Consider the following 26454-nt stretch of genomic DNA (forward strand, 5'->3'; position numbering starts at 1 on the left):
ATTTGTACCACTGATACGTTATCGAACACATGACTGATGCGGACGGACTCGCGGTGGGGGAGCGGGCCCCCGACGTCTCGGGGTCGCTCGTCCGGCCCGACGGGCCGGTCGAGGAGACGGCGCTGACGGCGTTGCTCGCCGACGGGCCGGTGCTGCTGGCGTTCTACACGAACGACTTCAGCCCGGACTGCACGAGGGAGTGGTGTGCGTTCCGGGACTACGAGTGGTTCGCCGTCGACGGCGCGGTGCAGGTCGTCGGCGTGAGTCGCTCGCGCGTCGGCACCCACCGGAAGTTCATCGACCACCTCGGGCTCTCCTTCCCGCTGTTCGCGGACACGGACCTCGCGATGGCGCGTGCCTTCGACGTCGACTACCGCACCTTCGGGGTGTTCGCCCGGTCCCGCCGTTCGACGTTCCTCGTTGGCACCGACCGGACGGTGCGACACGTGTGGCTCGGCGACCACGCCCTCGACCCGACGCTCGACCGACCGGACATGGCCGAACTGCGCGCGGCCATCGAACGGGAGTTCGGCGACTCGCCCACCGATGACGACCACGCGGCGTTCCGGGCCGCCTGGGAGACCGACTGACTCGACCCTCTCGCGTCAGTCGAGTGGGTCGACCCTGTCGCGGTTCCACGCCTCGCTGCCGAACTTCCCGGTCGCGATCTCCTCGGCCCGCTCCAGTTCGGCGTCGGTCCAGGTCCCCTCCTCGGCGCCGGCCCACGCCGCGAGCGCCTCCTCCAGCGCCGCGACGGCCTCCCCGCGGGTGACCTCGCCGTGTTCGTCGATGCCCGTCACGCGTTCGCGGACCTCCGCGGGCGTGAGACCGGGGTCGACGAAACAGCCGAGGGTCCGCTCGGGCGTCGCCGAGTAGGTGAGTGACCCGTGCTGGATGACGCTGTCCCGGCGGCGGTACTGGGCGTTTCCCGAGAGCTTCCGGCCCCGGTAGACCACGTCGTGGGCGGGGTGGAGTTCCCGCAGGTAGCAGGCGGGGTGGTACAGTTCGGGGTACGACTCCTCGGCGAACCCGGCGGAGACGCCCATCGCGGCGCAGGCGTCGAACAGGGGCCGACAGAGCAGTTCGTACGTCTCCATCAGGTCGCCCGGCAACTCGGCGGCGGGGGCGATGGTCGAGTAGGAGATGTCGCCGCGGGTGTCGTGGTAGATGCCGCCGCCGCCGGTGGGTCGCCGGACCACGTCGATACTCTCCCGGTCGCAGTACTCCCAGTCGATGTCGGCGGGGTCGTTCCGGTAGCCCAGCGAGAGGGTGCTCGGGTTCCACTGGTAGACCCTGACCGTCCGTGGCCCGCCCGCGGCGGCCGTCTCGGCGGCGACGGCGTCCAGCGCCATGCACATCGGTCCCGGCAACGACTCCTCGCGGACCAGTCGCCACTCCCGGTCGGCGAGTGGTCCCGCGGTTCCCGCGTCGTCCGTCGCCATGTCCGACGATTCGCCCGGCCACGGATAGCGGTTGTGGGGCGGGCGCGGGAGACGAGGTACCCGTTTTGGTCGCTCGGCCCCTCCCTCACGCATGGACGAACGCACCTTCCGCGTCGAGAGGATGGGCTGTACCGGCTGTGAGCGGAGCGTCGAGACGGCCCTCCGGCGGGTCGACGGCGTCGAGACGGTCGACGCGGACTTCCACACCCGGACCGTCGCGGTCACGGTCGACGAGCACGTCGACGAGGCCACCCTCCTGACCGCCATCGAACACACCGGCTACGAGGCGACGCCTGCCAACCCCGAGAGCGCGTGAGTCGGTCTCACGCGACCAGCTAAAGACTCTTTTAGCGAGAACTTATCCGACGCGCACTCGCACTGGAGGTATGGACGCAGAGGACACGGTCGTCAAGACCGGGACGACGACGGTCGGCCTCACCACGGCCGACGGTGTCGTCCTCGCGGCGGACCGGCGCGCCTCGCTGGGCGGGCGGTTCGTCTCGAACAAGAACGCGGTGAAGATCGAACAGGTCCACCCCCGCGCGGCGGTGACGATGTCCGGGTCAGTCGGCGGCGCACAGGACTTCATCCGACAGTTGCGCGTCGAGGCGGACCTCTACGAGACGCGCCGCGGGCGCGAGATGAGCATGGACGCCCTCGCCCGACTCGCGGGGAACCTCCTCCGCGGCAAGCCCGCCAGCCCCCTCCTCGGCGGCGTCGAACGCGATGGAACGCCCCGTGTCTTCTCGGTGGACGGCGCGGGCGGCGTCCTCGAAGACGCCTACGGCGCGACGGGGAGCGGGATGACCGTCGCGACGGGCGCGCTCGAACGCCTCTACCGCGAGGACCTCTCGCTCGCGGAGGGCGTGGAGGTGGCTGCCGAGGCCGTCGCCGCCGCCAGCGAGCGCGACACCGCATCCGGTAACGGTATCACCGTCGCGCGTCTCACCGCCGACAGCGTGGACATCGAGAGCTACGACGACGCGAACGAGGTTCTCCAACAATGATGGGCAACAGCGACCGACAGGCGTACGACCGCAACAGCAACATCTTCTCGCCGGACGGGCGACTCTACCAGGTCGAGTACGCCCGCGAGGCGGTCAAACAGGGCAGTCCGAGCGTCGGCATCCGGACCGAGGACGGCGTCGTCCTCGCGGCCACCCGCCGCGTGCGCTCGAAACTCCTCGAACCCCGCAGCGTCGAGAAGCTCCACAAGGTCGACGACCACCACGGTGTCGCCAGCGCCGGGCACGTCGCCGACGCCCGCCAACTGGTCGACCAGGCCCGCCGCGCGGCGCAGGTCGAACGCCTGCGCTACGGCGAGCCCATCACCACCGAACAGCTCACCACCGAGGTCAGCGAACACATCCAGGAGTACACCCAGTCCGGCGGGACGCGCCCGTTCGGCGCGGCGCTCCTCATCGCCGGCTTCAGCGAGGAGGGGCCGCGCCTGTTCGAGACGGACCCCTCGGGGACCGCCATCGAGTGGCGCGCCACCGCCATCGGCGGGGGTAGCGAGGGAATCCAGTCCGACCTCGAAGAGCAGTACGACGAGGCGATGGGCATCGAGGACGCCGTCGCCCTCGCCCGTGACGTGCTGACCGACGACGAGTCGGAGGACGAGGAGGACGACGGCCTCGGGGGCATCGCCGTCGTCGTCATCACCGAGGACGGGTTCGAGGAGCGCGACTCGAACGAGCACGGCGAGTGAGAGCCGCGGAACGCTGAGCGGGGAGTTGAGCGACCCGCGAGGAGCGAGACGTCGAGTAGCGAAGCCTCGGAAGAATCGAGCGGTCATCCGACTGACGCCCGTTCTCGAACGCGACTGTCCCTCCTAGCTCGCCGTCCCCGCCGCGTACTCCTCGTACTCGACGACGCTCCCGTCGGCCCCCACGAGGAGTTCGAGTCCGTCGCCGTCGAGTTCCGTCGCCACCCGGACGCACCACGGGTCGTCCGAGAGGACGCCCTCGGTCCACTCCGGTCCGACGTTCCAGATGGGTCGCTCGCGCACGTCGACCGAGTGATCGTGGTAGAACGAGACGACGGCGGGATGGTCGAGCACGGCGAGCGTCACCGGACAGCGCATCGCGTACCCGCAGGCCGCACACTCCAGTTCGAGGCGGACCGGCCGCGACGGGTCCGCGTCGTCGTCCATCTCGTCTCCTTCTTCCCGGGCGTACTCGACGCGCGAGTCGCTCGCGCCGCCACACTCCGGGCAACTGCCCCGGGTCATCAGCGCCACGCGGTGGCGGTGGAGGCGGTCGAACGCCGCCGGGAGGGAGTCGTCGTCGTGGCTCCGGTGGCCGCCGGGCGGGAACGACAGCGAGAGCACGTCGCGCTCGCAGGCGGTACAGGAGACGGCGACGGTGTTGTCGGCCGCGCCGGCCACGAGCGTCTCCCCGTCGCAGAACGGACAGGGGTCGCCGACCGGGACCGGGTCGCGGTCCACGCTGTCGGTGTACGCGCCGGAGACGATGGCGCGGGCGACCCGGAGGCCCGCGTCGGTGAACGTGTAGCCGCCCTCGACCTCCCGCAGGTAGTGGTCGGTGAGTTGGCGGAGGTGGTAGGCGAACCCGGCCGTCGTGTCCGCCCCCGACGCCTCGAATAGCTCCGAGAAGGTCCGCGTCCGCGGTGCGACCTCGTTTCCAACCCCCTCCTCGCCCTCGGGGGAGAGGAGGGCCGCGAGGACGCGCACCCGCGTCTCGTTGCCGAGGGGGGCGAACGCCTCGCTGGGGTCGACGGCCGACGCCTCGTCGGGGAGGGCACCCCCCGCGTCTTCGGGCCCGACGTCGACCCCGGACTCGGCGGCGACGCCCCCCGCTCGTTCGCTCATGACTCCTCTTATTCCGTCCTGTCGGATAAACCGTCCCCCGATGTGGGGTGGGGCACGGACTCGGCGTGGTTCCCGAGGGGTCTCCACTCGGCCTCGATACTCGCTTCCGAACCTCGTCGCTCGCGGCTCCCGCACGGGTCACCGTTCGCATTCTCGCGGTTCTCGTTCGCTCGCGCTCACTCCGAACCGCGCTACTCCTCACGGCTCCCTCCGTTCGCCGTTCAGATTCTCCGAGGCCTTCCCGCTGGTCAGGCCTCGCTACTCGCTCCGAATCTCGTCGCTCGCGGCTTCGCCGCTCGCCTCACCGAGATTCTCACACCCTCCGGTCGTTCCGAATCTCGAACTCCATCTCCGTCGCGATTCGCTCCGCCGTCTCCCGGTCGACCAGTCGCTCCACGAGGTGCAGGGCGAGGTCGATACCCGACGTGACGCCGCCGGCGGTGACCACGTCGTCGTCGTCCACGACCCGGTCCTCCCTGACCTCCACGTCGAACTCGCGCAGGTCGTCGAGCGCGCCGTGGTGGGTGACGGCGGGACGGCCGTCGAGGACGCCGCCGTGCGCGAGAATCATGCCCCCGGTGCAGACGGAGGCGACGGTAGCGCCCTCCTCGTGGGCGCGGGCGGCCGCCTCTGGCAGGTCGCCGCGTTCGACCTCCGACCACGCGCCGGCCGAACTCCGGTCGTTCCACCCGCCGCCGGGGACGACGAGGAGGTCCGGGTCGTCGAGGACCCCGTCGACGCCGACGCGGAGGCCGTGACTCGCGGTCACCGTCTCCCGCGGTTCGAGCGTCACGAGCGAGACGGTCAGGTCGGCTCCATACCGGGCGGCGTTGGCGAACACCTCGAACGGGCCGACGGCGTCGAGTTCGTCGAACCCCTCGTAGAGCACTATCTGGACGTCGGTTTCCGTCATGGGCGGCGCTTGGCGGGGGGAGGGCTTAGCTGGTCGCGTCCGCGGGGGTCCACGAGTCACGAGTCGTGAGTCGCGAGCGGTGACACGCGCGTCACCACCTGACCCGCGTGTCCGCGCCGACTGAAGTACCGCGAGGGCGTAGGCGGGGTATGACGAGTACGCCACCGCCGATTCCGGGCATCCACCACGTCACTTGCATCGCGGGCGACCCGCAGGAGAACTACGAGTTCTACACCGACACGCTCGGTCTCAGGCTGGTCAAGCGGAGCGTCAACCAGGACGACCCGACCACCTACCACCTGTTCTACGCGGACGCCGAGGGGTCGCCGGGGTCGAGCATGACGTTCTTCCCGTGGGAGGGGATGCAGTCGGGACGGGTCGGTGCCGGGCAGGTGAGCACCACCGCGTTCCGCGTCCCCGAGGGGTCGCTCGACTTCTGGCTCGACCGTTTCGAGGAACAGGGCGTGGACCACGACGCGCCGGTGAAACGGTTCGGGGAGCGCGTCCTCCCGTTCCGCGACCCGGACGGCCTGCCCCTCGAACTCGTCGAGGGTCCGGACGCGGGCGTGCCGTGGACCGAGTCGGTGCCCGAGGAGGCCGCGATTCGGGGGTTCCACGGTGTCGCCCTCGCCGTCCGCGACGTGGGTCCGACGGCCGAACTCCTGCGGACCATGGGCTACACCGAGGTGGACGGCGAGGCGGCGGACGACCGAACGCGCTTCGAGTCCTCGGGCGACCTCGGAGCGGTCGTGGACCTCGTGCCCACCGACAGGGAGGGGACGCAGGGCTACGGCACGGTCCACCACGTCGCGTTCCGGACTCCCACGGACGAGGACCAGGCGGCGTGGCGCGACTCCCTGACGGACCTCGGCTTCCAGCCGACGCCCGTCATCGACCGCGAGTGGTTCCACTCGGTGTACTTCCGCGGCGGCACGCGCGAGGCGAACACCGGTGGTGTCCTGTTCGAACTCGCGACCCACGAACCGGGCTACACGGTCGACGAACCTCTCGACGAACTGGGGTCGTCGCTCGTCCTCCCCCCGAAGTTCGAGTCGATGCGCTCGCAGATAGAAGCCGCCCTCCAGCCACTCTCGACGGACGACTGACGCCGCCCGGGTCGCCCGTCCCGGGGAGCTATTACGCCCCGGGCGGACTCACTCGCATGACCGACCACACCGTCGAACTGTCCCTCTCCGCCGAGGAGTACGACCGTCTGACCGACGTCGCCGACGACCCCGAGGCGTTCGTCCGGGCGGCGACCCTCGACCGGGTCGAACAGGAGGAGTCCGTCGCGTTCACGCAGGCGGGCGGGTTCCGCGAGGCCGACCCGGAAGACCGGGCCACCGACTCGGACGTGCCCCGCCCCCCGGTAGCGGCACTCGTCGGCTTCGACATCGAGTCGATGGGCGACGGCGAGTCGCTGGTCACGTTCGAGGCGGGCCCCGAACACGCCAACCCGATGGGGACGCTCCACGGCGGCATCCTCTGTGACGTGGGCGACGCGGCGATGGGAGTCGCCTACGCGAGCACCCTCGGCCCCGAGGAGTCGTTCACCACGCTCGAACTCGACGTCAACTACCTCCGGCCCGTGTGGGACGCGCGACTGGAGGCGACCGGACGGGTCGTCTCCGGGGGGCGGACCATCGGCCTCGTCGAGTGCGACGTCCACGACGAGGAGGGCCGTCTGGTCGCCCGCCTCTCCAGTACCTGTATGACCCTGCGCGGGGAGGGCGCGGCGGGACGATAACCCCCGGCCTCCGCCGTGGGAACCCGCGGCAAGGTTATCTCGTCCGGGCGGCTAGCACGGCCGTGGCAAAAAAGGACTTCAGTGACGTCACCGGCCTCCCGGACGACCTCGGCATCGGGGACGACCTCGCTCGCGCGGAACAGCACCTCACGGTCCGCGTCGAGTCGCGCCGCTACGGCAAGCCCATGACCATCGTCGAGGGGTTCGAAGACGACAGCGTCGACCTCCGGGAACTCGCGTCGACGCTGAAACGCCGCCTCGCGACCGGCGGCACCGTCGACGGCGGGCACATCGAACTGCAGGGAGACCACGCCGCCCGCCTCCCCGACGTCCTCCGCGAGGAGGGCTTTCAGGTCGACTGACTCACTCGCCCGCCCGGTGGACGGTGACGGCCAGTCGTCCGTCGAAGCGCCAGCGAGCGACCGGCGACTCGCGGTCGAACCGCGCCGGGACGCCGACGGTCTCGCCGTCGAACGTCTGTTCGTAGGTCTCGCCCTCCTCGGCGCTCAGGACGCCGTCGGCGAACGCGCGGACCGGCTCAGGAACTGTCTCGCTCATGTCACCCCGTTGGTCCGCCTGCCCGATAGCCGTTGGCCCGCCGCGCGCCGGCCGGTCGTCTCCGGGAGACGACTCTCCCGAATCCGAGCATTTCGTATCGCGCTCGGTGGTTTATCCGGCCGACACGCGGGGCTTTTACTCGCTGACCGTGAATCGGGGGTATGGTGCGGAACGTCGCGGAGTTCTTCCGCGAACTCGAACCCGAGGACTTCTATCTGCTCTCCGGGCTGGAACACGGGATGCGGTTCTCGCGGTGGGTCGACCGCGACCGCCTGACCGAGTTCGCTCGCCTCGACGGTGAGGAGGTCGACTACCGACTGGACCGGTGTGAGGACCGCGGCCTGGTCGAGCGCAAGACCATCCAGTATCAGGGCTTCCGGCTCACCTTCGAGGGGTACGACGCCCTCGCCCTGCGGACGTTCGCCGAACGCGACACCATCGAGGGGTTCGGCGCGCCCCTCGGGGTGGGCAAGGAGAGCGACGTCTACGAGGTGCGCTCGTACAAGCCGCTGGCGCTGAAGTTCCACCGCGAGGGCTACACCAACTTCCGGGAAGTCAGGAAGGAACGGGAGTACACCGCCGACAACCAGCACGTCTCGTGGTTCTACACGGCTCGGAAGGCCGCAGAACGGGAGTACGAGGTGCTGGAAGCGCTCTATCCCGACGTCCGGGTCCCCCGGCCCATCGACCAGAACCGCCACGCCATCGTCATGGAACAGTTGGGCGGCGTCGAACTCTCGAAGGCGGGACTGGACGACAGGCAGGTGGTGGGCGTCCTCGACCTCGTCCTCGACGAGGTGGACGGCGCGTACCGCGCGGGCTACGTCCACGCCGACATGAGCGAGTACAACGTCTCGGTGGACACCGACGGCGTCACCGTGTTCGACTGGCCCCAGGCCGTCGCCACGGACCACGAGAACGCCGACGAACTGCTGGACCGCGACCTGGAGAACCTCCTGCGCTACTTCGAGCGCAAGTACCCTCAGCAGGTCGACGACCCGGACCTTGCCGCCCTCGCGACGGCAATCCGTGACGGGGAGTTCGAGTCGGTCCGCGCGTTCCTCTGACCCGCGGACTGTCCCGTGCGGCGCGCACCTAGGCTTATCGGCCCCTCGGAGGTAGGTTCGGACGAACATGACCGACGACCTCACCGAAGCGCCGACGCTCGCCCGCGAGGACTTCCTGACGCTCGACGACCCCTACTTCACGCGCGACAACGTCGCCCTCGTCACCGGCGGCGGGTCGGGCATCGGGCAGGCCGTCGCCCTCGGGATGGCCGAGAACGGCCTCACCGCTCTCGCCACCGACATCGACGAAGAGGGCCTCGAAGCGACCGCCGAGAAGGCCGATGACCTCGGTATCGAGGGCGTCCACACCGTCGAGGGCGACCTGACCAGCGACGAGGACATGGACGCCATCGTCGAGGAGGCCGCCTCGCTCGGCGACATCAAGTTCCTCGTCAATATCGCGGGCCTGCAACACGTCGCGCCCATCGAGGACTTCCCGATGGAGCAGTACGACCTGATGCACGACGCGATGCTCCGCGCGCCCCTCTACCTCACCAAGCGCTGTCTGCCCCACATCCGCGACAGCGAGGACGGCGTCGGCGCGGTCGGGAACATGTGTTCCATCCACGGCCACTACGTGACGAAGGACAAGGTGGCGTACAACATGGCGAAGTTCGGCCTCCGGGGTCTCACGCAGTCCATCGCCGCCGAGGGCGAGGGGAAGGTCCGCGCGTTCACCGTCTCCACCGCCTACGTGAAGACGCCTCTCGTGACGAACCAGATCGCCGACACCGCACAGGAGCGCGGCATCTCGGAGGAGGAAGTAGTCGAGGACGTGATGCTCGGGCAGGCCCGCGTCAAGGAGATGATGACGCCCGCCGAGGTGGCGAACCTGTTTACCTTCGCCTTCTCGGAGAACGGGAAGTACCTCGACGGCGGGGACCTCCTGTGGGACGGGGGGTACACCCTGACGTACGAGTAGTGCGAGGCGCGAGCGCCAGCGAGCGCCTCGAATGACGAACGGTGAGCGAAGCGAACCGTGAGTAAGGCGCGGTTCGGAGCGACCGGAAGGGGACGAGAAGCTCGAAGACACGAACGGCAACCGGAGTGAGCCGTGAGAAGAGCGCGGTTCGGGGGGCTCGAAGAGCCCGAGAACCGCGAGCAGGGCGAGCACAGCGAGCGCCTCGAACGCCGAACGGTGGGCCTCGCCTCCGGACCACACGGCGAGTTCGACACATCTCTCCTCGGAAACTTCCGAAATGACGTCTTCTGGAGCGCTAGCGTCTGACCACGGTTTTCGCGGGAGCGTCACCGACTGCCGCCGATAAACCACGAGCCGCGATATCAATCGAGTTCGTGACTGTCTCGGAGGGGGTATCTCTCCGTCGTCGGGAGCGGACGGACGCCCCTCGCACCAACCCGGTGGTCCGTTTATGCGACCTCCGTCCCACCTCCCGGTCGATGCTGTCCCCGTTCGTCTGGCCGGCCGTCGTCCTCGTCGCCGCCGTCGCCACGAGCGCGGGCGTCTGGGTGGCCCTCCGGCGCTACCGGCCGTCGCTCACCGCGAGCGGGTGTCTCGGCCTGTTCGTCGTGTTCGGGCAGACGCTCGACGGCCTCTCGACGCTCGTAGCCGTCGACGTGCTCTCCTTCACCGAGCGGGTGGCCGCCTCGCGGGCCGTCCTCGCGTTCGCGGGCGACCTGCCCGTTGCGCCAGTGCTCGGAACGGGGTGGCTGTTCGTCCTCGTGAAACTCGGCCTCGCGCTCGTGCTGGTCTCGCTCGTCCGTCCGGAACTGGAGGAGTCGCCCGCGGTCGGACGAGCGCTCCTGTTCGTCGCCGGGAGCGTCGGCTTCCTCCCGGGGGCAAGCAACCTCCTGCGGTTCCTCGCGGTCTGACAGGGCGGGTCACGGACCGTCTTCCTCTCCGTCGCCGTCGGTCCGCGCGCGGCGGGCGAACAGCGCCTCGGCGGCCCGTTCGCCCGCCTGAATCGTCCAGAGCGTGGCGTACAGGCCGTCGAGGGCGAGCAGGTCGTCGTGACTCCCCGACTCCACGATGCGGCCCTCGTCGACGACGTAGATGCAGTCGGCGTCCTTGATCGTCGAGAGGCGGTGGGCGATGACGAGGGTGGTCCGGTCTTCGGTCAGGCGGGCCAGTCCGCGCTGGATGAGCACCTCCGTCTCGGTGTCGACGGCGCTGGTCGCCTCGTCGAGCACCAGAATCTCGGGGTCCTGTAACATCGCGCGGGCGATGGCGACCCGTTGTCGCTGACCGCCGGAGAGTTTCACGCCGCGTTCGCCGACGCGGGTGTCGTAGCCGTCGGGCAGGTCTTCGATGAACTTGTGGGCCTCCGCGGCGCGGGCCGCGTCCGCTATCTCCTCGTCCGTGGCGTCGAAACTCCCGTAGGCGACGTTCTCCCGGACGGTGCCGTCGAAGAGGAACACGTCCTGCGAGACGTAGCCGATGGCGTCCCGGAGGCTGTCGACCGCAACGTCGCGCACGTCGAGGCCGTCCACCCGGATGATCCCGGCGTCGACCTCGTAGAGGCGCAAGAGGAGTTTCGCGGCGGTCGACTTCCCCGCGCCCGTCGGGCCGACGAACGCGACGGTTTCACCGGGGGCGACCGACAGCGAGAGGTCGCGGACCACGGGGAGGTCCTCGCGGTAGCCGAAGGTGACGTCCTCGTACTCCACGCGGCCCTCGATGCGGTCGGGGACCACCGCGCCCTCCCGGTCGCGGACCACCACCTCCCGGTCGAGGAAGGAGACGACGCGTTCGGCGGAGGCGCGGGCGTCCTCGTAGGAGGCGACGATGCGCCCCGCCCCCGAGAGCGGGTCGATGAACCGCTGGGTCATGAACAGGAAGGTGACGAACTCCCCGACGAGGAGGGTCCCCGAGAAGGGACCCGGCGGCCCGGCGACGAGCCAGTAGCCCCCCAGCGCGAAGGTGGCGGCGAAGGCGACCCCTGCCAGCAGTTCCATCGTCGGCTGATAGAGGTACTCCAGGCGGGCGACGGCCCACGTCCGGAGGTAGTAGTCGAAGGAGGCCTCCCGGATGCGCGCCTCCTCGTGGGCCTCGGTGTGCGAGGTCTTGATGACCTCCATCCCGCTGATGTTGTTCTCCAGTCTGGTGTTCAGCGCCCCGACGCTGGAGCGGAGCGCGCGGTAGCGAGGGCGGATGGTCCGCATGAACCAGACGGTGAACGCCGTGAGGAGGGGGACAGCGACGAGGGTGACGAGCGCGAGTTGCCAGTTCAGCCAGAACAGCACGCCCGCGATGCCGACGACGGTGACGACGAGGGTGAGCGCGTTGCTCACTGTCGACCCGAGGAACGTCCGTAGGTTGCGCACGTCGTCGTTGAGGATGGACATGACCTGCCCGGTCTGCTTGTCGTCGAAGAACGCCATGTCGAGGCCCTGCATCGCCCGGTAGGCGTCGACGCGGATGGCGTGCTGGACGCGGTTCGAGAACAGCGAGAGCGTCGCGCCCTGCGTCCACGTGAAGACGACGCCGAGGACGAACGCCCCGAGGACGAGACCGACCGAGAGCCACACCTGCGCGACGCGGTCCGTCGGCAGGAGTTCGGGGGGGACGAGGGGGAGGCGGTACGGCGTCGTGCCGTTGAACACGGCGTCGATGGCCACGCCCAACACGAGGGGAGGGACGAGGCTCACGCCCCGCCCGAGGATGCTGGCGAGGACGCCGACGACGAACAGCCACAGTTCGTCCGCCGCGTACCGCCCGAACAACCGGCCCACCGGGTCGTTCGACGTCCCCTCCCCGTCGTCTGCGGCGTCGGTCCACCCGCCGTGGAACCGGCCGCCGCCCGGCCCGTGCATTCACGTGAGGTAAGCGACCGCGCTACTTGACGTTCGCGGGGGGTTTCTGTCCCCCCGAGACGGGACCTTAATGTCCCGGGGGACGTACCTCCCGGCGAACGACGGCGGGGCACCGCCACCACCACTCGTATGACACTCCGAGAGCTGATTCGTGAGGTCGAGGGTCGCCGCAGGGAGATCACTGTCCGCGCCCCGTCGGACGAGGCGGGTCTCTCCGCGACTCTCGCCGAACACTTCGCGACGGAGAACGTCACCGTCGAACACGTACCCGTCGAGGACGGCGAGGACGCCGAGATACTGCTGACCGACGGGAACATCATCCTGGCACGCATCTGCGCCGGCGCGGCGCGCTCGCTCGCGGCCCCGGCGACGGACGCGCCGTGGCGCCCGGGCTTCGAGGGGTGTGACTACCGCGACCTGCTCGTCCACCTGGACGACACCCTCTTCTCGTCGTACGACCGCCGGCAGATGCTCGCGACCTCCCGCGAGATAGAAGACCGGGCGTGGCGCACGGCCGAGGGGACGCTGTACGCCGGGTTCCAGCGGTTCTCGGTGCTCGACGCGCAACGGGAGGTGTACCGCCACCTCGCGCGGACGGGCATCGACATCCACGTCTACGGCGAGGCGGACCGCGATCCGCCGCTCACCGAGGGCATCACGTTCCACCCCTCGACGACCCCCGAGGTCACGGACACGTGGTTCCTCGTCTTCGACGACCCGACGGGGTCGAACTCGTGTGCGCTGGCGGCCGAGGAACGCACCCCGGGGGCGTTCTTCGGCTTCTGGACGTACGACCCGATGACGGTCGACCGGGCCGTCGAGGCCGTCACCCGACTCGACTGACCCGTCGCCGGCACTATCGACCGCCTCGCCAACGACTAAACCCTCCCCACGAGTCCGGGAGCGTATGGCACCGAATTCTGCAGGTGAGCGACAGTGAGCGACCAGTCCAGCCAGTCAGCCGAGCGCCTCGACGACATCGGCGACGTCGACGTCGCGACGGACGAGGGTGAGGAGCGGACGGGCCGGCGGAAGCCCCCACTGGTCGCCCGCCTGCTGTTCGGCGGCGTCCTCGCGTACAACGGCTACACGCAGCTCTCGAACCTCCAGCAGATGGCCGGGTACGCGGACGCGAAGGACGTCCCGAAGCCCGGGAAGATGGTTCCGTTCACCGGCGGGATGCTCCTCGTCGGCGGCCTCGGCGTCGTCTTCTGGCGCGCGCCGAAGTTCCTCGCGGGCGCGCTGGCGACGTTCCTCGCCGTGACGACGCCGACGATGCACGACTTCTGGAACGCCGACGAGGAGTCGAAGCAGTCCGAGAAGAACCACTTCCTGAAGAACCTCGCCATGCTCGGCGCCGCGCTCGCGTTCGTGGGCTGGGACGACGAGGACTGACCGACCCCGAATCCAGCGATCCGGAACCCGATTCCTTCCGGTAATATTCGCCCGCCGACAAATTATCGAATTTCCGAAATGATTTTCCCCGACTCCGGTCTGAGTGAGGTATGGACGAGTCCCGCTCGCACATCGAGACGCTCGCGGTCAGCCACGGCGAGAAGCCCTACCCTGACTCGCCCGCGGCGGGGAGTCGCCGGGGTGCGCAGTACGGCGACGTGGTCTCGCCGGTCCATCTCGCCTCGACGTACGCCCTCCCCCGCCTCGACCCCTCGATGGGACTGGACGACGCCGACCCGGACGCGGGCCAGTTCCTCTACGCGCGCCTGTCGAACCCGACGCGCCACGCCCTCGAACAGCGGCTCGCGGCCCTCGAAGGCGGCACGCACGGTTTCGCCTTCGCCTCGGGGACGGCGGCCATCACCACCGTCCTGCTCTCCGTCGTGGAACCGGGCGACCACGTCGTCGCCTTCGACGACCTGTACGCGGGCACGCGCCGTCTGCTGGAGGACCTCTTCGAGCGCCGACTCGACGTGTCCGTCTCGTTCGTGGACGCCACCGACGTCGAGAACGTCGAACGGGCGATGCGCGAGGAGACGCGCTTCGTCTGGATGGAGACGCCGACGAACCCCCTGCTCCGTCTGTGCGACGTCGCGGCCATCGCGGACGTCGCCCACGAGGGCGGCGCGCTCCTCGGCGTGGACAACACGTTCGTGAGTCCGTACTTCCAGCAACCGCTGGCGCTCGGCGCGGACGTCGTCGCCCACAGCACGACGAAGTATCTCAACGGCCACTCCGACAGCGTGGGCGGGTGCGTCGTCACGGACGACGACTCGCTGGCCGAGACCCTCGCCTTCCACCAGCAGGTGGCGCTCGGCAACGCCCTCGCGCCGTTCGACAGCTACCTCCAGTTGCGGGGGCTGAAGACGTTCCCCCTCAGGATGCGCCAGCACGAGGCCAACGCCACCGCAGTCGCCGAGTTCCTCGCGGACCACCCGAGCGTCGAGCGGGTGCGCTACCCCGGCCTCGACTCCCACCCGCAGTACGACCTCGCCCGCGAGCAGATGACGGGCTTCGGGGGCGTCCTCTCGTTCGAACTCGCCGGGGAGATGGACGACGTCGTCGAGTTCGTCGGGGCGCTGGAGGAGTTCACGCTCGCCGTGAGTCTCGGCGGCGTCGAGAGCCTCATCGAGTGCCCGGCGGCGATGACCCACGAACCCCTGCCGCGTGCCGAACGCGAGGCGGTGGGCATCACGGACACCCTCCTCCGGGTGAGCGTGGGCGTCGAACACGTCGACGACCTGATTGCGGACCTCGAACGCGGCTTCGCCGCCGTCGGCCGTGCCACCGAATCACAGTCGGCGTGACCTTCGAAGTCCCTAAGTAGCCCAGCTAGGTAGTAGGGACAACTCGCTGGGCGGACGGGCACCAGTGGGCACCTGCCTCGGCAGGTCGGGATGTGACTCGCGTCCGGAGGACGCCGGGTTGAACCACGCAACGCCCGTCGGTGATTACACAATGGCACGAAGTTTCTACTCGCACATCCGCGAGGCGTGGGAGTCCCCGAAGGAGGGGAAACTCGCCGAGCTCCAGTGGCAGCGACAGCAGGAGTGGCGCGACCAGGGCGCCATCGAACGCGTCGAGCGCCCCACTCGCCTCGACAAGGCCCGCACGCTGGGCTACAAGGCGAAGCAGGGCGTCGTCGTCGCCCGCGTCTCCGTCCGCAAGGGCGGGGCCCGCAAACAGCGCTTCAAGGCCGGCCGCCGGTCGAAGCGCCAGGGGGTCAACAAGATCACGCGGCGCAAGAACCTCCAGCGCATCGCCGAGGAGCGCTCCCAGCGCCGCTACCGCAACCTGCGCGTCCTCAACAGCTACTGGGTCGGCGAGGACGGCTCGCAGAAGTGGTTCGAGGTGATCCTCCTCGACCCCGAGCACCCCGCCATCCAGAACGACGACGACCTCAACTGGATCTGTGACGACTCCCAGAGGGGTCGCGCGTTCCGCGGCAAGACCGGGGCCGGCCTCAAGGGCCGTGGCCTGCGGAACCGCGGCAAGGGTGCCGAGAAGGTCCGTCCCTCGGTCAACTCGAACCGCAACCGCGGCAAGTAACCCGACTCGACTCTCCCGTTTCTCTCTCGACCAGCGACCGCTTCAGACGCGCTCGACCCGTGCGACGAACGCCGGCACCTCGCCGCCCGCCGACTCGTAGACTGTCTCCGAGACCCCCCGGACCGCCCACCCGTCCTCGAACGCCGCCGCGAACCCCCCGCGGGGGACCGGCGTGGGTCCCCAGTCCTCCGGCGCGCCCTCGGCGAACGCGAGGACGTGGACGCGACCGCCCGCATCGACCACTCCCGCCAGCGAGTCGGCGTAGCGCCGTCGCGTGTCGGTGTCGGCGAAGACGTGGAACAGGCCGCAGTCGAGGACCGTGTCGAACCGGCCGAGGTCGGCGGGCAGGGCGAGGACGTCCGCGACGCGGAACGTGACGTCCGCCGCGTCGGTCGCCGCCCGCGCCTGCTCGATCGCCCGCTCCGAGCCGTCTATCCCCACCACGGGGTGTCCTCGCTCGCCCAGATACCGGGCGTGTTCTCCCCGGCCGCACCCGACGTCGAGGACGCGCCCCTCGACGGCTCCCGTCTCGACGAGGCGCACGACGGCCGGTTGCGGGCGGCCCACGCTCCACGGCGTGTCGTCGGCCGCGTACCGGTCGTTCCACCACTCGAAGCGCGGGTCTTCGGTCACACTCCCGTTCGAGACGACTCCGCGGGATAAACCCGACGCCCCGTCGCAGGAGTGAAACCCGCGGCGGGCGAGGCGGCGACATGGACCTCATCGAGGCGCTGTACGCCGACGGCCTCACGTGCGTCGTCGGCGCGGGCGGGAAGAAGACGACGCTGTACGCCCTCGCGAACGCGGCCGAGCGCGCCGTCCTCACCGCCACGGTTCGCATCCCCCTCTTCGACGAACAGGTTTCGCGGGTCGTCGTGACCGACGACCCGGTCGGCGAACTCGACGGGAACGGCGAGTGGCCACTCGGTCTCGTCCCCGAACGCGAGGACGACCGCTACCGGGGGTACGACCCCGAGGTGGTGGACGACCTGTCCGCCCACGCGCCCGGTCCCGTCCTCGTGAAGGCCGACGGCGCCCGAACGCGGGAGTTCAAGGCCCCCGGCGAGGACGAACCCCGCATCCCCGAGCACGCCGACACCGTCCTCCCCGTCGCCAGCGTCCACGTCGTCGGGAAGCCCCTCTCCGAGGAGTTCGTCCACCGGCCCGAACGGGTCGCGGACCTCACGGGCCTCTCGACGGGCGACACCGTCGAACCGGAGCACGTCGCGCAGGTGCTCGCACACGCCCGCGGGGGGCTGAAGGGCGTCCCGCGGGACGCGACGGTGGTCCCCGTCCTGAACAAGGTGGACGACGGGGACCTGCTGGTGACCGCCCGCCGCATCGCCCACGGCATCCACGACCTGCTGGCAGAGGAGTTCCACGTCCCGCACGTCGCGCTCACCTCGCACGGCGAGGTCGTCAGGACCGTCTGAGAACCGTCAACGCCGTCGCAGACGCTCCTCCGCCGCACGGAGCTCCTCGCGGGTGTTGACGTTCTCGAAGGTGTCGAGCGACCCGCGTTCCCGGAGCCCCGCCTCCCCGACGACGACCCAGTCGAGGCGGTCGAGTGGAGCCAGAATCTTGTGTTCGCCCGCCGCGAGCGCCGCCTCGCAGGCGTCGGCCATCGCGTCGGCACGGTAGACGGCCTGCGTCGTCTGGTACCAGCCGTCGTCGAGTTTTGGCACCGCGGCGTCGTGACCGGCCGCTCGCTCGAAGAGGTACGAGACGACGCCGGGGTCGACGAACGGCATGTCGCAGGCGACGACGACGGCGTACTCGCTCTCGACGGCCCGCAGTCCCGTCCCGATACCGGCCATCGGCCCCTCGTCGGTGGCCTCGTCGACGGCGAACCGGACCGGGAGGGGGTAGCCGTCGAGGGCGTCCTCGATACGCCCGCGCTGGTCGGCCCGGCAGTTGACGACGAGCGAATCGACGACGCTCGCGAGGCGATCGGCGACGTGACGGACCATCGGTGTCCCTCCCAACGACGCGACGGCCTTGTCCGCCTCGCCGAACCGTGTCGAGCGACCGCCGGCGACGATGACGCCCGTGGGCATGGCCGAGGGTTCGCCGCCCGACGGGAAAACCGCCCCGGCGACTACTTAGGTGTGTGACACGAACCCGCGGGCATGACCGACACGCGCGAGGCGGGGGACGGCGGCGAGAAGGGGGGAGTCGCCGACGAGCGAATCCCCATTACCCTCGTGAGCGGCCCCCTCGGGGCGGGCAAGACGACGCTGGTGAACCACCTCCTGCGGAACGCGGGCGGTCGCCGTATCGCCGTCGTCCTCAACGACATGGGCGAGGTGAACGTCGACGCCGAACTGGTCGAACGCGAGTCGGAGGACGAGGGCATCGTCGACCTCTCGAACGGCTGTATCTGCTGTCGGCTCTCGGGCGACTTACTCGACTCGCTGGACCGACTGGCCCGCGAACGCGACTTCGACCACCTCGTCGTGGAGGCGTCGGGCATCAGCGAACCTCTCCCCATCGCCCGGACGCTCTCGGGGGGCGACGGGGAGGGGCCGGACCCGACCGGGCGCTACCGACTCGACACGCTGGTGACCGTCGTGGACTGCTACGGCTTCTGGAAGGAGTTCGACGCCGGTGCCGCCCTCCCGGCGGGCTACGACCCCGACCGGCCGCTGGCGGACGTCCTCGTGGAGGGCATCGAGTTCTGCGACGTCCTCCTGCTCAACAAGTGCGACCTCGTCCCCGACGACGCGATGGACGATATCGAGGGCGTCGTCCGCCGCCTCGGGCCACGGGCGGCGGTCCACCGGACGACGGAGTCGGCAATCGACCCCGAACGGGTGCTCGACACGGGCCGGTTCGACCTCGGGGCGGCCCAGCGAGAGCAGGGGTGGAAGCGCGAACTCGCCGGGCGTCACGACCCGGACGGGGACGGCGTGCACGCCGGCCACGACCACGCCGGGCGGTCTGCGGCCGAGGCCCACGGCGTCGAGTCGGTGGTGTACCAGCGCGACCGGCCGTTCAACCCGGTACGGTTCGCGGGATTCCTCGAGTCGTGGGACGGGTCGGTGGTTCGCGCGAAAGGCTTCTGCTGGCTGGCGAGTCGGCCCGAGGAGGTAATCGGCCTGAGTCAGGCCGGTCCCTCGCTCCGGGCGGGTCCCATCGGGGAGTGGGGTGGGGACGACCCGGCGACGCGACTGGTGTTCATCGGGCGGGAACTGGACGAGGAGACGCTGACCGCGGGGCTGGACGACTGTCTCGTCGACGAGGGCGAGGCGTGGGTGGGCGAGGACCCGTTCCCGATGGAGACGCTGTTGCGCTGAGCGCTGACCGACTCAGGCTAGCTGGTCGCGCAGGTCCTCGTAGGACTCGTGGAAGCCGTACGTCGACTCGGTCCTCCCGCGCATGGCGGTCTGGTACACCTCGTCGTACTCCAGCAGGCGCTCCCAGCCCATCCCCATATTGCAGTACAGGCACATGACGTGGGGTAGCCGGCGTCGAAGAATAACGGTTGTGTCGAGGGTCGACGCTAGGGTTCCAGCAGGACCTTCGTGACGCCCTCCTCGCGCTTGTCGAACTTCTCGTACATCTCGGGGGCCCGTTCGAGGTCCACGCGGTGTGAGACGACCCACGAGGGGTCGGCCCGGCCCTCGATGATGAGGTCGCGCAGTTCGCGGTTGTACTGCTTGACGTTGCACTGGCCCGTCCCGAGTTTCTGGCCCTTCTCGAACAGTTTGCCGAAGTCGATGCCGAGGCGGCCCTGCGCGGCCATCTCGTCGGGCGCACCGGGGTCAGAGGGGACGTACAGCCCCGGAATGCCGAGTTCACCGGTCGGTCGGACGACCTGAATCAACTGGTTCAGCACGACGGCGGGGTTCTCGCGGGCGGGGTCGTAGGCGTCCGACCCGGGGTCGGTCTCGGGGTCGATGGCCTGGTAGCCGACGGCGTCGACGCCCTTGTCCACGCCGTCGCCGTGCATCTCCTTGATCTGTTCGACCGGGTCGCCCTCCTCGAAGTTGATGGCGTGGGCGTCGCAGTGCTCCTCGGCGAGTTCGAGGCGACTCGGGACGCGGTCGACGACGTAGATTTCGGCCGCGCCCTTGACCTTCGCGCTGTAGGCGGCCATCAGGCCGACCGGCCCCGCGCCGAAGACGGCGATGGACTCGCCGGGTTGGAGGTTGGCGAGTTCCGTCCCGTGCCACCCGGTCGGGAAGATGTCCGCCAGCAGGGCGAAGGCGTCCTCGTGTTCGTCCCCCTCGGGCAGGTGCAGGGCGTTGAAATCGGCGTACGGGATGCGGAGTTGCTCGGCCTGCCCGCCCTGGTAGGGGCCCATCGCCACGTAGCCGTAGGCCCCGCCGGCGAAGCCGGGGTTGACGTTCGTACAGAACCCCGTGTAGCCGTTCTCGCAGTTGCGACAGAACCCGCAGGCGACGTTGAACGGGGCGACGACGCGGTCGCCCTCCTCGAGTGTGGTGACTGCGTCGCCCACCTCGGTGACGACGCCCATGTTCTCGTGGCCGAAGACGATGCCCGGTTCCGCCGCGGTCCGACCCTCGTACATGTGGAGGTCGGACCCGCAGATGCACGTCGTCGTGATGTCGATGACGACGTCGTTCGGGTGCTCTATCGTCGGTTCGTCGACCTGCTCGACCGCCACTTCCTTCTCGCCCTTGTAGACGACTGCGTCCATTGACATGTGTTGTTCCTCCTCGTGGCGATTGGGTTACTGGAATGATATTTCTTTTCCGCTGTCGTGCTGTACGTCTCGGTTCCGACACTGTCCGGCGGGGCCGCGGTGTGGCGGGCCGGCGGTCAGAACGGCGCCTCGAGGGCGGGGGTGCGATGGGCGCGCCGCAGACCGAGGACGGCGACGGCGAGCGAGAGCAGTGCGACGAGCGCGACGGTTCTGGTGCTGGTGGTCACACCCTCCCCACGCGCGCCGCGGGGTTAGTGCTATCCCTGCCGGGGGTCCAGAACGTCCCGGAGGGCGTCGCCGAGGACGCCGAAGGAGAGGACGGTCAGCGCGAGGAACACCGCGGGGATAGTCGCAATCCACCACGCCTGCACGAAGTCCGTCCACCGGAGCACCGCCCCGATGGTCCCCCCGGCGATGATGTCGCCGAAGGAGGGGAGGGTGGACCTGCTGAGGCGGAGGTAGGCGAGCGCCGCCTCCGCGAGGACGATGGCGGGTATCTGGAGCGTCGTCGCGGTGATGACCGTCCCCGAGACGTTCGGGAGGACGTGTCGGCGGACCACCTGGAGGTGGCTCGCACCGGCGGTGCGGGCCGCCCGCGCGTACAGTTCCTCGCGGCGCTGGAGGACCTCCGAGCGCACGAGGCGGGCGACGCCGCCCCACGAGAAGAGTCCGAAGACGAGGACGATGAGGAACAGCGAGCGACCGAACAGGAAGATGGCGACGATGTAGACGAGGAAGGCGGGGATGGCCTGCTGGACGTCGACGTAGTACATCAGGACGTCGTCGACCCACCCGCCGACGTAGCCCGCGACGGTTCCGACCACTGTCGCCACGGGGACGATGATGGTTGCGCTGATGAGGCCCACCTGCAGGGTGATGCGCATCGCCATGACGACCATCAGGAGGACGTCCTTGCCCTCGAACGTCGTCCCGAGGGGGTGGGCCATCGTCCCGACACAGCGACTGGCGACGACGGGCCCGACGCACTCGTAGGGGACGCGCGCGTCGATGGAGAACAACACGGGGGGCTGGAAGGCTACCTTCTTGCCGATGACGGGCGTCCCGAGGACGAGGGGGCCGACGAGGCCGAGCAGGAAGAACACGCTGATGTAGGCGGCGGCCGCACTCGCGAGGCTGTCCTCCCTGAGTTGCTGCCAGTAGCCGAGCGCTCGTTCGCGGTCACGCGCGAGGGGGACGACGACGTGGACGACGAAGAGGGCCAGCGAGAGCGAGAACAGCCAGTCGATGCGGGTCACCGTCCAGTTCAACTGGTCCGTCGGGCCGAGGCCGTGCTGGTCCGCGAACAGGACGGCGACGACCCCGAGGAGGACGGCGACGGTGGCCCCCGTTCGCCAGCCGACCCGGGGGGCCGAGCGCTCGCTGTCCCAGTCGATGTCCTCGAACCGGTCGTCGATGTCGGTCGCCATCCGTCTGCGCGTCGTGTCTCCGTGCCGTCGTATCCCCTATCGGGTTAGTGAAGTCTCTGTTTCACCAACCGGTCGGGTATTTGCACCCGCCGTTCCCGCCTTCGGGAGATGACTGCGACCGGAGGTGCGACTTCGTGGGTCGGTGGCTGAGTCTCGCCCGGCGGGTGGTCCTCGCCGTCCTCGCCGTCTACCTCATCCTCTCGCTGACGTGGGCCGCGGTGGCGCTGACGCCGGACCCGAACGAGGCGCAGTTGCGCTACGCCGGTGCGGTCGACGACCAGACCTCCGCGAACGAGACGGAGAGCGCCATCCAGGCGTATCGCGAGGCGCGCGGCTACGACCGGCCCCTGCTCGTCCGCTACCGGACGTGGCTGGTCGACATGACGACGCTCGACTGGGGCGACTCGCGGAGCCAGACGATGGCTGGGCCGGACGGCGACCCCGTCCCCATGCCGGTGACGACGGCGCTCGCCCGGGGGATTCCGAACACCCTGCGGTACGTCCTCCCCGCCCTCGCCCTCGCGGTGGGCGTCGGCGTCACCCTCGGGACGCACGGGGCGCTCAACCCCGACTCCCGGACGGCGCGCGTCGGGTCCGTACTGTCGTACTTCGGGTCCGGGTTCCCCAACTTCTACCTCGCGGCGTTCGTGCCGGTGGTCCTCGCCATCCCCCTCGACGTCCTCGGGTCGGGGCTGCCGCGGACCGTCGGCCCAGTGAGCGTCGGCCGGACGATACTCCCGGTGCTCGTCCTCACCCTCGGCCTCCTCGGGAGTCAGATTCGCTACGTGCGGACCGAGGTGCTGGAGTACGCCAACGAGGACTTCGTCCGCCTCGTCCGGTCGAAGGGGGCGAGCGAGTGGCGCGTCGCCCGGCACGTCCTGCGCAACGCGGCGCTCCCGCTGGTCGCCCTGTTCGTCACCGAGGTGCTCGCGGTGCTGGTCGTCGACGTGTTCGTCATCGAGTACGTCTTCGGCATCGACGGCCTCGGGTCGCTCGCCTACGACGCCATCTTCGCCCGAGACCTCCCGCTCGTCCTGGGGACGACGACGGTCATCGTCGTCGTCGGCGTCGCCGGCACGCTGCTTCAGGATCTCTCCCACCAGTCGCTCGACCCGCGCGTCGGCGACGACTGAGCGCTGGCAGCCGGACGGGGATTTTAGAGATACGCGGCCGACGTCGCGCACGTGGCGAGTCTTCTCTGGTACGCGGTGCTCGCGGTCGGCGCGACGTCGAGGGCCTCGTGCAGGCGGCCCTCGGGTTCGGGCGGGCGTTCGACACCCCGCCCATCCTCTGGGGTCTCACGGTCATCGCGGCGGGTACGAGTCTCTCCGACGCGTTCGTGAGCGTCCGCGCCGCCCGCGACAATGGGGGGGTCACCAGCCTCGCGAACGTCCTCGGGAGCAACACCTTCGGCCTGCTGGTCGCCCTCCCAGTGGGCGTCCTCCTCGCCGGCGCTGCCACCATCGACTTCGCCGTCGCGGTGCCCACGTTCGGCGTCCTCACCGCCGCCACCGTCCTCCGCTTTACGATACTGCGCACCGACCTCGCGGTGAGCGACCGCGAGGCCTACGCTCTGCTGACGGCCTACGCCGGGTTCGTCGGCTGGTGAATTCCAGTTCGGTCCACAGTCGGACTGAAACGCCCTTCTGCGCGTCTTTATCCCCCAGAGTGGACTCTACAGAGACATGAACACTACCCGTCCGCAGGCCGCTACGCTCGCTCGGTTCGACCCCCTCGCGTTCGCCGTCTTCACCGTCCTCTCGGCGCTCGCCCTCGTCGAGGTACTGTTCGGGAGCGCCCTCCTCACCGCCGCGAGCGTGCTCCTCGCCGTCGGGACCGTCGCCGTCGCCGTGGCCTGCCTCACGCTCCTCCCGTTCGCCGTCGTCGCCCTCGCGGTCTGGGTGCTGGAGGGGTGATTCGGGAGACGGCGGTAATGTACCGGCAGGTCACACCCGGGCCGCGTTCTTTTACCCCGAGGCCCGACGACGGGACACCATGAGCGAAACTCAGGCCGAGGAGCGACTCACCGTCTACTCGGACTACGTCTGCCCGTTTTGCTACCTCGGGCGGAAGTCCCTCGACCGATATCAGGAGACGCGCGAGGCGGAACTCGACGTCGACTGGCACCCCTTCGACCTCCGGAGCCAGCAGCGCGGGCCGGACGGCGAGATCGACCACTCGGTGGACAACGGCAAGGACGAGGACTACTACGCGCAGGCCAGAGAGAACGTCCAGCGCCTGCAGGAGGAGTACGACGTGGAGATGGCTCAGGAGATCGCGACGGACGTGGACTCGCTGAACGCGCAACTGGCCTCCATCTACGTGAAAGAAGAGTACCCCGAGCAGTGGCGGACGTTCGACGAGGCGATATTCGCGGCGCTCTGGCAGGACGGCCGCGACATCGGCGACGAGGACGTCCTCGCGGACCTCGCCGAGGGTTCGGGACTGGACCCCGAGGCGGTCCGCGCGGCCCTCGACGACGATGACCTGCGCGAGCATCTGAACGAGCAGTTCACCGAAGCACAGCGCCACGGCGTCACGGGCGTCCCGACGTTCGCCTACGAGGGCTACGCGGCCCGCGGCGCGGTGCCCCCCGAGCAGTTGGAACGACTGGTCGAGGGAACCTGACGACCGCGAGTAGCTTTTTGTCCGCGCGCGGGCGAGTGAAGCCGTCACATGACCGAGACGGACGCGAAGATCGTCTGCACGCTCGGGCCCGCCTCGGACGACCACGAGACGATTCGCGACCTCGCGCGGGCGGGGATGCGCGTCGCCCGCCTGAACGCCAGCCACGGGACCCGCGAGGAGCGACGCGCACTCGTCGAACGCGTCCGGGCGGTCGGTGAGGAAGTCCCCCACCCCCTCGCGGTGATGGTCGACCTGCAGGGGCCGGAGATTCGGACCGCGCCGCTCGACTCGCCCGTCGACCTCGCGGAGGGGAGCGAGGTGCGCTTCGTCGCGGGCGACACCGCCACGCCCGAGGAGGTGGGCCTCTCGACGGCCGTCGTCGGCGCGAGCGAGGGCGACCGAATCCTGCTGGATGACGGGCGCATCGAGACGGTGGTGGTTCGAGTCGAGGACGACGCCGTCGTCGCCCGCGTCGAGAGCGGTGGCGAACTGGGGGGACGGAAGGGCGTCAACGCCCCCGACGTGGACTTCGACCTCGACGTGCTCACCGAGGCCGACCGGAAGGAGGTGGAACTGGCCGTCGAGACGGGTGCGGACTTCGTCGCCGCGAGTTTCGTCCGGGACGCGGCTGACGTCCTGACCGTCGCGGGGGCCATCGAGGACTGCGGCGGCGACGTCCCCGTCGTCGCCAAACTGGAACGCCGGGGAGCCATCGAACACCTCGACGAAATCGTGGAGGCGGCCTACGGCGTGATGGTCGCCCGGGGCGACCTGGGCGTGGAGTACCCCCTCGAAGAGGTCCCGCTCATCCAGAAGCGGGTCATCCGCCGGTGTCAGGCGGCGGGCGTGCCGGTCATCGTCGCCACGGAGATGCTGGACTCGATGGCCCGGTCCCGTCGACCCACCCGCGCCGAAGCCTCCGACGTGGCCAACGCCGTCCTCGACGGGACGGACGCCGTGATGCTCTCGGGGGAGACGGCGGTGGGCGACCACCCCGTCCGCGTCGTTCGCACGATGCGGACCATCGTCGGCGAGGTGGAGGCGAGCGAGGAGTACGCCGAACTCCGCGAACAGCGGGTGCCGAAGGCGGGGGCGACGAGCGCCGACTCGCTGGCCCGGTCGGCGCGCTACCTCGCCCGGGACGTGGGCGCGCGTGCCGTCGTCACCGCCAGCGAGTCGGGCTACACCGCCCGCAAGACGGCGAAGTACCGCCCGAGCGTCCCCATCGTCGCCGCGACGCCCGACGACGCGGTCAGGCGGCGACTGGCGCTCTCGTGGGGCATCCGGCCGCTCCCCGTGGAGGTGGCCCACGGCACGCAGGCGGTCATCACGGGCGCGGTGGACGCCGCCCTCGTCGCCGACGTGGCCGAGAGCGGCGACACCGTCGTCGTCCTCTCGGGGATGATGTCCGACCTCACCGACGACACGACGAACACGCTGAAGATACACGTCGCCGCCGAGACGCTCGCGACCGGGAAGGTGGCGGTCTCCGGGCGGGTCGTCGGCCCCGTCTTCCACACCCGGGGAGACCTGACGGACGCCCCCGAGGGGGCGATACTCTGTCTGCCCGCGGACTTCGACGCGGAGTTCACGGGCGACCTCTCGCGGGTCGCCGGCATCGTCGCCGCGGAGCGCGGTCTCACCGGCTATCCGGCCATCGTCGCCCGCGAACTCGGCGTCCCCATGGTCAGCGGGGCGGCCCTCCCGGTCGACCGGGTGCCGGACGGGACCGTCGTCACGCTGGACGCCGAACGAGGCGTCGTCTACGAGGGGGACGTCCTCGAGGGGTCGGACCGGGGGGCCTGACGGACCGGCGAACCCCTCCGTTTCGCGTGGAACAGTCCCACGCACAGGCCGTCCGGGGGCAGAAAGAGGCAAGTGGGCGTCCGATG

General features: G+C 69.8%; 30 protein-coding genes and 1 pseudogene. 21 read left to right on the forward strand and 10 right to left on the reverse strand.

The window, feature by feature from the left end:
* The first annotated feature begins 29 nt into the window (after nucleotides 1–29).
* A complete protein-coding gene (locus NKG96_RS02310) occupies nucleotides 30–590 on the forward strand; it encodes a peroxiredoxin (protein ID WP_254536845.1) in 561 nt (186 codons plus the stop codon).
* Nucleotides 591–605: 15 nt separating this feature from the next.
* On the opposite strand, the gene NKG96_RS02315 is transcribed toward NKG96_RS02310, so the two are convergent.
* Nucleotides 606–1442 (reverse strand): lipoate--protein ligase family protein, encoded by an 837-nt coding sequence (locus NKG96_RS02315; RefSeq protein ID WP_254536846.1) that lies wholly within the window; start codon nucleotides 1440–1442, stop codon nucleotides 606–608.
* 91 nt (nucleotides 1443–1533) lie between these two features.
* On the opposite strand from NKG96_RS02315, the gene NKG96_RS02320 reads away from it, so the two are divergent.
* The 3 genes from NKG96_RS02320 (at nucleotide 1534) to psmA (ending at nucleotide 3153) form a co-directional block, all read left to right on the forward strand.
* Nucleotides 1534–1758, forward strand: coding sequence for a heavy-metal-associated domain-containing protein (locus NKG96_RS02320; RefSeq protein ID WP_254536847.1), 225 nt, complete (start codon nucleotides 1534–1536; stop codon nucleotides 1756–1758).
* A 70-nt stretch (nucleotides 1759–1828) separates the two neighbouring features.
* Nucleotides 1829–2449 carry an Ntn hydrolase family protein gene (locus tag NKG96_RS02325; RefSeq protein WP_254536848.1) on the forward strand — a complete coding sequence of 207 codons (621 nt, stop codon included), beginning with the start codon at nucleotides 1829–1831 and terminating at the stop codon, nucleotides 2447–2449.
* A complete protein-coding gene (psmA, locus tag NKG96_RS02330) occupies nucleotides 2446–3153 on the forward strand; it encodes an archaeal proteasome endopeptidase complex subunit alpha (protein WP_254536849.1) in 708 nt (235 codons plus the stop codon). The genes NKG96_RS02325 and psmA overlap by 4 nt, the downstream gene beginning before the upstream one ends.
* Before the next feature lie 123 nt (nucleotides 3154–3276).
* On the opposite strand, the gene NKG96_RS02335 is transcribed toward psmA, so the two are convergent.
* On the reverse strand, nucleotides 3277–4275 hold the full coding sequence (locus NKG96_RS02335; RefSeq protein ID WP_254536850.1) for a DUF7351 domain-containing protein: 999 nt from the start codon (nucleotides 4273–4275) through the stop codon (nucleotides 3277–3279).
* A 313-nt stretch (nucleotides 4276–4588) separates the two neighbouring features.
* Complete coding sequence (locus NKG96_RS02340) at nucleotides 4589–5188, reverse strand: DJ-1/PfpI family protein (RefSeq protein ID WP_254536851.1); 600 nt, start codon at nucleotides 5186–5188, stop codon at nucleotides 4589–4591.
* Between the two features lie 149 nt (nucleotides 5189–5337).
* On the opposite strand from NKG96_RS02340, the gene NKG96_RS02345 reads away from it, so the two are divergent.
* From NKG96_RS02345 to yciH, 3 genes are all read left to right on the forward strand, one after another.
* Nucleotides 5338–6294 (forward strand): ring-cleaving dioxygenase, encoded by a 957-nt coding sequence (locus tag NKG96_RS02345; RefSeq protein ID WP_254536852.1) that lies wholly within the window; start codon nucleotides 5338–5340, stop codon nucleotides 6292–6294.
* A gap of 56 nt (nucleotides 6295–6350) precedes the next feature.
* Nucleotides 6351–6935: a PaaI family thioesterase gene (locus NKG96_RS02350; RefSeq protein WP_254536853.1), complete on the forward strand. Its 585-nt coding sequence runs from the start codon at nucleotides 6351–6353 to the stop codon at nucleotides 6933–6935.
* Between the two features lie 62 nt (nucleotides 6936–6997).
* Nucleotides 6998–7297, forward strand: coding sequence for a stress response translation initiation inhibitor YciH (gene yciH / locus NKG96_RS02355; RefSeq protein ID WP_254536854.1), 300 nt, complete (start codon nucleotides 6998–7000; stop codon nucleotides 7295–7297).
* A 1-nt stretch (nucleotide 7298) separates the two neighbouring features.
* Here yciH and NKG96_RS02360 read toward each other — a convergent pair whose 3' ends face one another.
* Nucleotides 7299–7493, reverse strand: a complete 195-nt coding sequence (locus tag NKG96_RS02360; RefSeq protein WP_254536855.1) for a cupredoxin domain-containing protein — start codon at nucleotides 7491–7493, stop codon at nucleotides 7299–7301.
* 161 nt (nucleotides 7494–7654) lie between these two features.
* Between NKG96_RS02360 and NKG96_RS02365 the strand changes: the two genes are divergently transcribed.
* The 3 genes from NKG96_RS02365 (at nucleotide 7655) to NKG96_RS02375 (ending at nucleotide 10393) form a co-directional block, all read left to right on the forward strand.
* Nucleotides 7655–8560, forward strand: a complete 906-nt coding sequence (locus tag NKG96_RS02365; RefSeq protein WP_254536856.1) for a serine/threonine-protein kinase RIO2 — start codon at nucleotides 7655–7657, stop codon at nucleotides 8558–8560.
* A gap of 67 nt (nucleotides 8561–8627) precedes the next feature.
* On the forward strand, nucleotides 8628–9482 hold the full coding sequence (locus NKG96_RS02370) for an SDR family oxidoreductase (RefSeq protein ID WP_254536857.1): 855 nt from the start codon (nucleotides 8628–8630) through the stop codon (nucleotides 9480–9482).
* Nucleotides 9483–9961: 479 nt separating this feature from the next.
* Nucleotides 9962–10393, forward strand: a complete 432-nt coding sequence (locus NKG96_RS02375) for a DUF63 family protein (RefSeq protein ID WP_254536858.1) — start codon at nucleotides 9962–9964, stop codon at nucleotides 10391–10393.
* A 9-nt stretch (nucleotides 10394–10402) separates the two neighbouring features.
* Here the strand turns inward: NKG96_RS02375 and NKG96_RS02380 are convergent, their stop codons facing one another.
* Entirely contained in the window at nucleotides 10403–12253 is a 1851-nt protein-coding gene (locus NKG96_RS02380; RefSeq protein ID WP_438267415.1) for an ABC transporter ATP-binding protein, read from the reverse strand.
* 210 nt (nucleotides 12254–12463) lie between these two features.
* Here NKG96_RS02380 and NKG96_RS02385 point away from each other — a divergent pair, with 210 nt between their 5' ends.
* The 4 genes from NKG96_RS02385 (at nucleotide 12464) to NKG96_RS02400 (ending at nucleotide 15838) form a co-directional block, all read left to right on the forward strand.
* On the forward strand, nucleotides 12464–13177 hold the full coding sequence (locus NKG96_RS02385; RefSeq protein WP_254536860.1) for a DICT sensory domain-containing protein: 714 nt from the start codon (nucleotides 12464–12466) through the stop codon (nucleotides 13175–13177).
* Nucleotides 13178–13270: 93 nt separating this feature from the next.
* Entirely contained in the window at nucleotides 13271–13729 is a 459-nt protein-coding gene (locus NKG96_RS02390) for a DoxX family membrane protein (RefSeq protein WP_368409272.1), read from the forward strand.
* Between the two features lie 110 nt (nucleotides 13730–13839).
* Entirely contained in the window at nucleotides 13840–15096 is a 1257-nt protein-coding gene (locus NKG96_RS02395) for a trans-sulfuration enzyme family protein (RefSeq protein ID WP_254536861.1), read from the forward strand.
* Between the two features lie 151 nt (nucleotides 15097–15247).
* Entirely contained in the window at nucleotides 15248–15838 is a 591-nt protein-coding gene (locus NKG96_RS02400) for a 50S ribosomal protein L15e (RefSeq protein WP_254536862.1), read from the forward strand.
* A gap of 42 nt (nucleotides 15839–15880) precedes the next feature.
* On the opposite strand, the gene NKG96_RS02405 is transcribed toward NKG96_RS02400, so the two are convergent.
* Nucleotides 15881–16471 carry a class I SAM-dependent methyltransferase gene (locus NKG96_RS02405; RefSeq protein ID WP_254536863.1) on the reverse strand — a complete coding sequence of 197 codons (591 nt, stop codon included), beginning with the start codon at nucleotides 16469–16471 and terminating at the stop codon, nucleotides 15881–15883.
* An 80-nt stretch (nucleotides 16472–16551) separates the two neighbouring features.
* Between NKG96_RS02405 and yqeC the strand changes: the two genes are divergently transcribed.
* Nucleotides 16552–17271, forward strand: coding sequence for a selenium cofactor biosynthesis protein YqeC (gene yqeC / locus NKG96_RS02410; RefSeq protein ID WP_254536864.1), 720 nt, complete (start codon nucleotides 16552–16554; stop codon nucleotides 17269–17271).
* 6 nt (nucleotides 17272–17277) lie between these two features.
* On the opposite strand, the gene mobA is transcribed toward yqeC, so the two are convergent.
* The gene (gene mobA / locus NKG96_RS02415; protein WP_254536865.1) at nucleotides 17278–17895 is read right to left on the reverse strand and encodes a molybdenum cofactor guanylyltransferase; all 618 of its coding nucleotides are present in this window, start codon (nucleotides 17893–17895) and stop codon (nucleotides 17278–17280) included.
* A gap of 72 nt (nucleotides 17896–17967) precedes the next feature.
* Between mobA and NKG96_RS02420 the strand changes: the two genes are divergently transcribed.
* Nucleotides 17968–19134 carry a CobW family GTP-binding protein gene (locus NKG96_RS02420; protein ID WP_254536866.1) on the forward strand — a complete coding sequence of 389 codons (1167 nt, stop codon included), beginning with the start codon at nucleotides 17968–17970 and terminating at the stop codon, nucleotides 19132–19134.
* Nucleotides 19135–19146: 12 nt separating this feature from the next.
* Here the strand turns inward: NKG96_RS02420 and NKG96_RS02425 are convergent, their stop codons facing one another.
* From NKG96_RS02425 to NKG96_RS02435, 3 genes are all read right to left on the reverse strand, one after another.
* Entirely contained in the window at nucleotides 19147–19290 is a 144-nt protein-coding gene (locus tag NKG96_RS02425) for a hypothetical protein (protein ID WP_254536867.1), read from the reverse strand.
* A gap of 50 nt (nucleotides 19291–19340) precedes the next feature.
* Nucleotides 19341–20501 carry a glutathione-independent formaldehyde dehydrogenase gene (locus tag NKG96_RS02430; RefSeq protein ID WP_254538107.1) on the reverse strand — a complete coding sequence of 387 codons (1161 nt, stop codon included), beginning with the start codon at nucleotides 20499–20501 and terminating at the stop codon, nucleotides 19341–19343.
* A 263-nt stretch (nucleotides 20502–20764) separates the two neighbouring features.
* Nucleotides 20765–21934, reverse strand: a complete 1170-nt coding sequence (locus tag NKG96_RS02435) for an ABC transporter permease (protein ID WP_254536868.1) — start codon at nucleotides 21932–21934, stop codon at nucleotides 20765–20767.
* A gap of 134 nt (nucleotides 21935–22068) precedes the next feature.
* Here NKG96_RS02435 and NKG96_RS02440 point away from each other — a divergent pair, with 134 nt between their 5' ends.
* The 5 genes and pseudogenes from NKG96_RS02440 (at nucleotide 22069) to pyk (ending at nucleotide 26368) form a co-directional block, all read left to right on the forward strand.
* The gene (locus NKG96_RS02440) at nucleotides 22069–23067 is read left to right on the forward strand and encodes an ABC transporter permease (protein WP_254536869.1); all 999 of its coding nucleotides are present in this window, start codon (nucleotides 22069–22071) and stop codon (nucleotides 23065–23067) included.
* Between the two features lie 95 nt (nucleotides 23068–23162).
* Nucleotides 23163–23543: pseudogene (locus tag NKG96_RS02445) on the forward strand (sodium:calcium antiporter); the annotation flags it as partial.
* 76 nt (nucleotides 23544–23619) lie between these two features.
* Complete coding sequence (locus tag NKG96_RS02450; RefSeq protein WP_254536870.1) at nucleotides 23620–23850, forward strand: hypothetical protein; 231 nt, start codon at nucleotides 23620–23622, stop codon at nucleotides 23848–23850.
* Nucleotides 23851–23929: 79 nt separating this feature from the next.
* The gene (locus tag NKG96_RS02455) at nucleotides 23930–24562 is read left to right on the forward strand and encodes a DsbA family oxidoreductase (protein ID WP_254536871.1); all 633 of its coding nucleotides are present in this window, start codon (nucleotides 23930–23932) and stop codon (nucleotides 24560–24562) included.
* Nucleotides 24563–24610: 48 nt separating this feature from the next.
* Nucleotides 24611–26368: a pyruvate kinase gene (pyk, locus tag NKG96_RS02460; protein WP_254536872.1), complete on the forward strand. Its 1758-nt coding sequence runs from the start codon at nucleotides 24611–24613 to the stop codon at nucleotides 26366–26368.
* Nucleotides 26369–26454 lie beyond the last annotated feature (86 nt).

Origin of the sequence: Halomarina litorea, assembly GCF_024227715.1 — an archaeon.
GTDB classification, from domain to species: Archaea; Halobacteriota; Halobacteria; order Halobacteriales; family Haloarculaceae; genus Halomarina; species Halomarina litorea.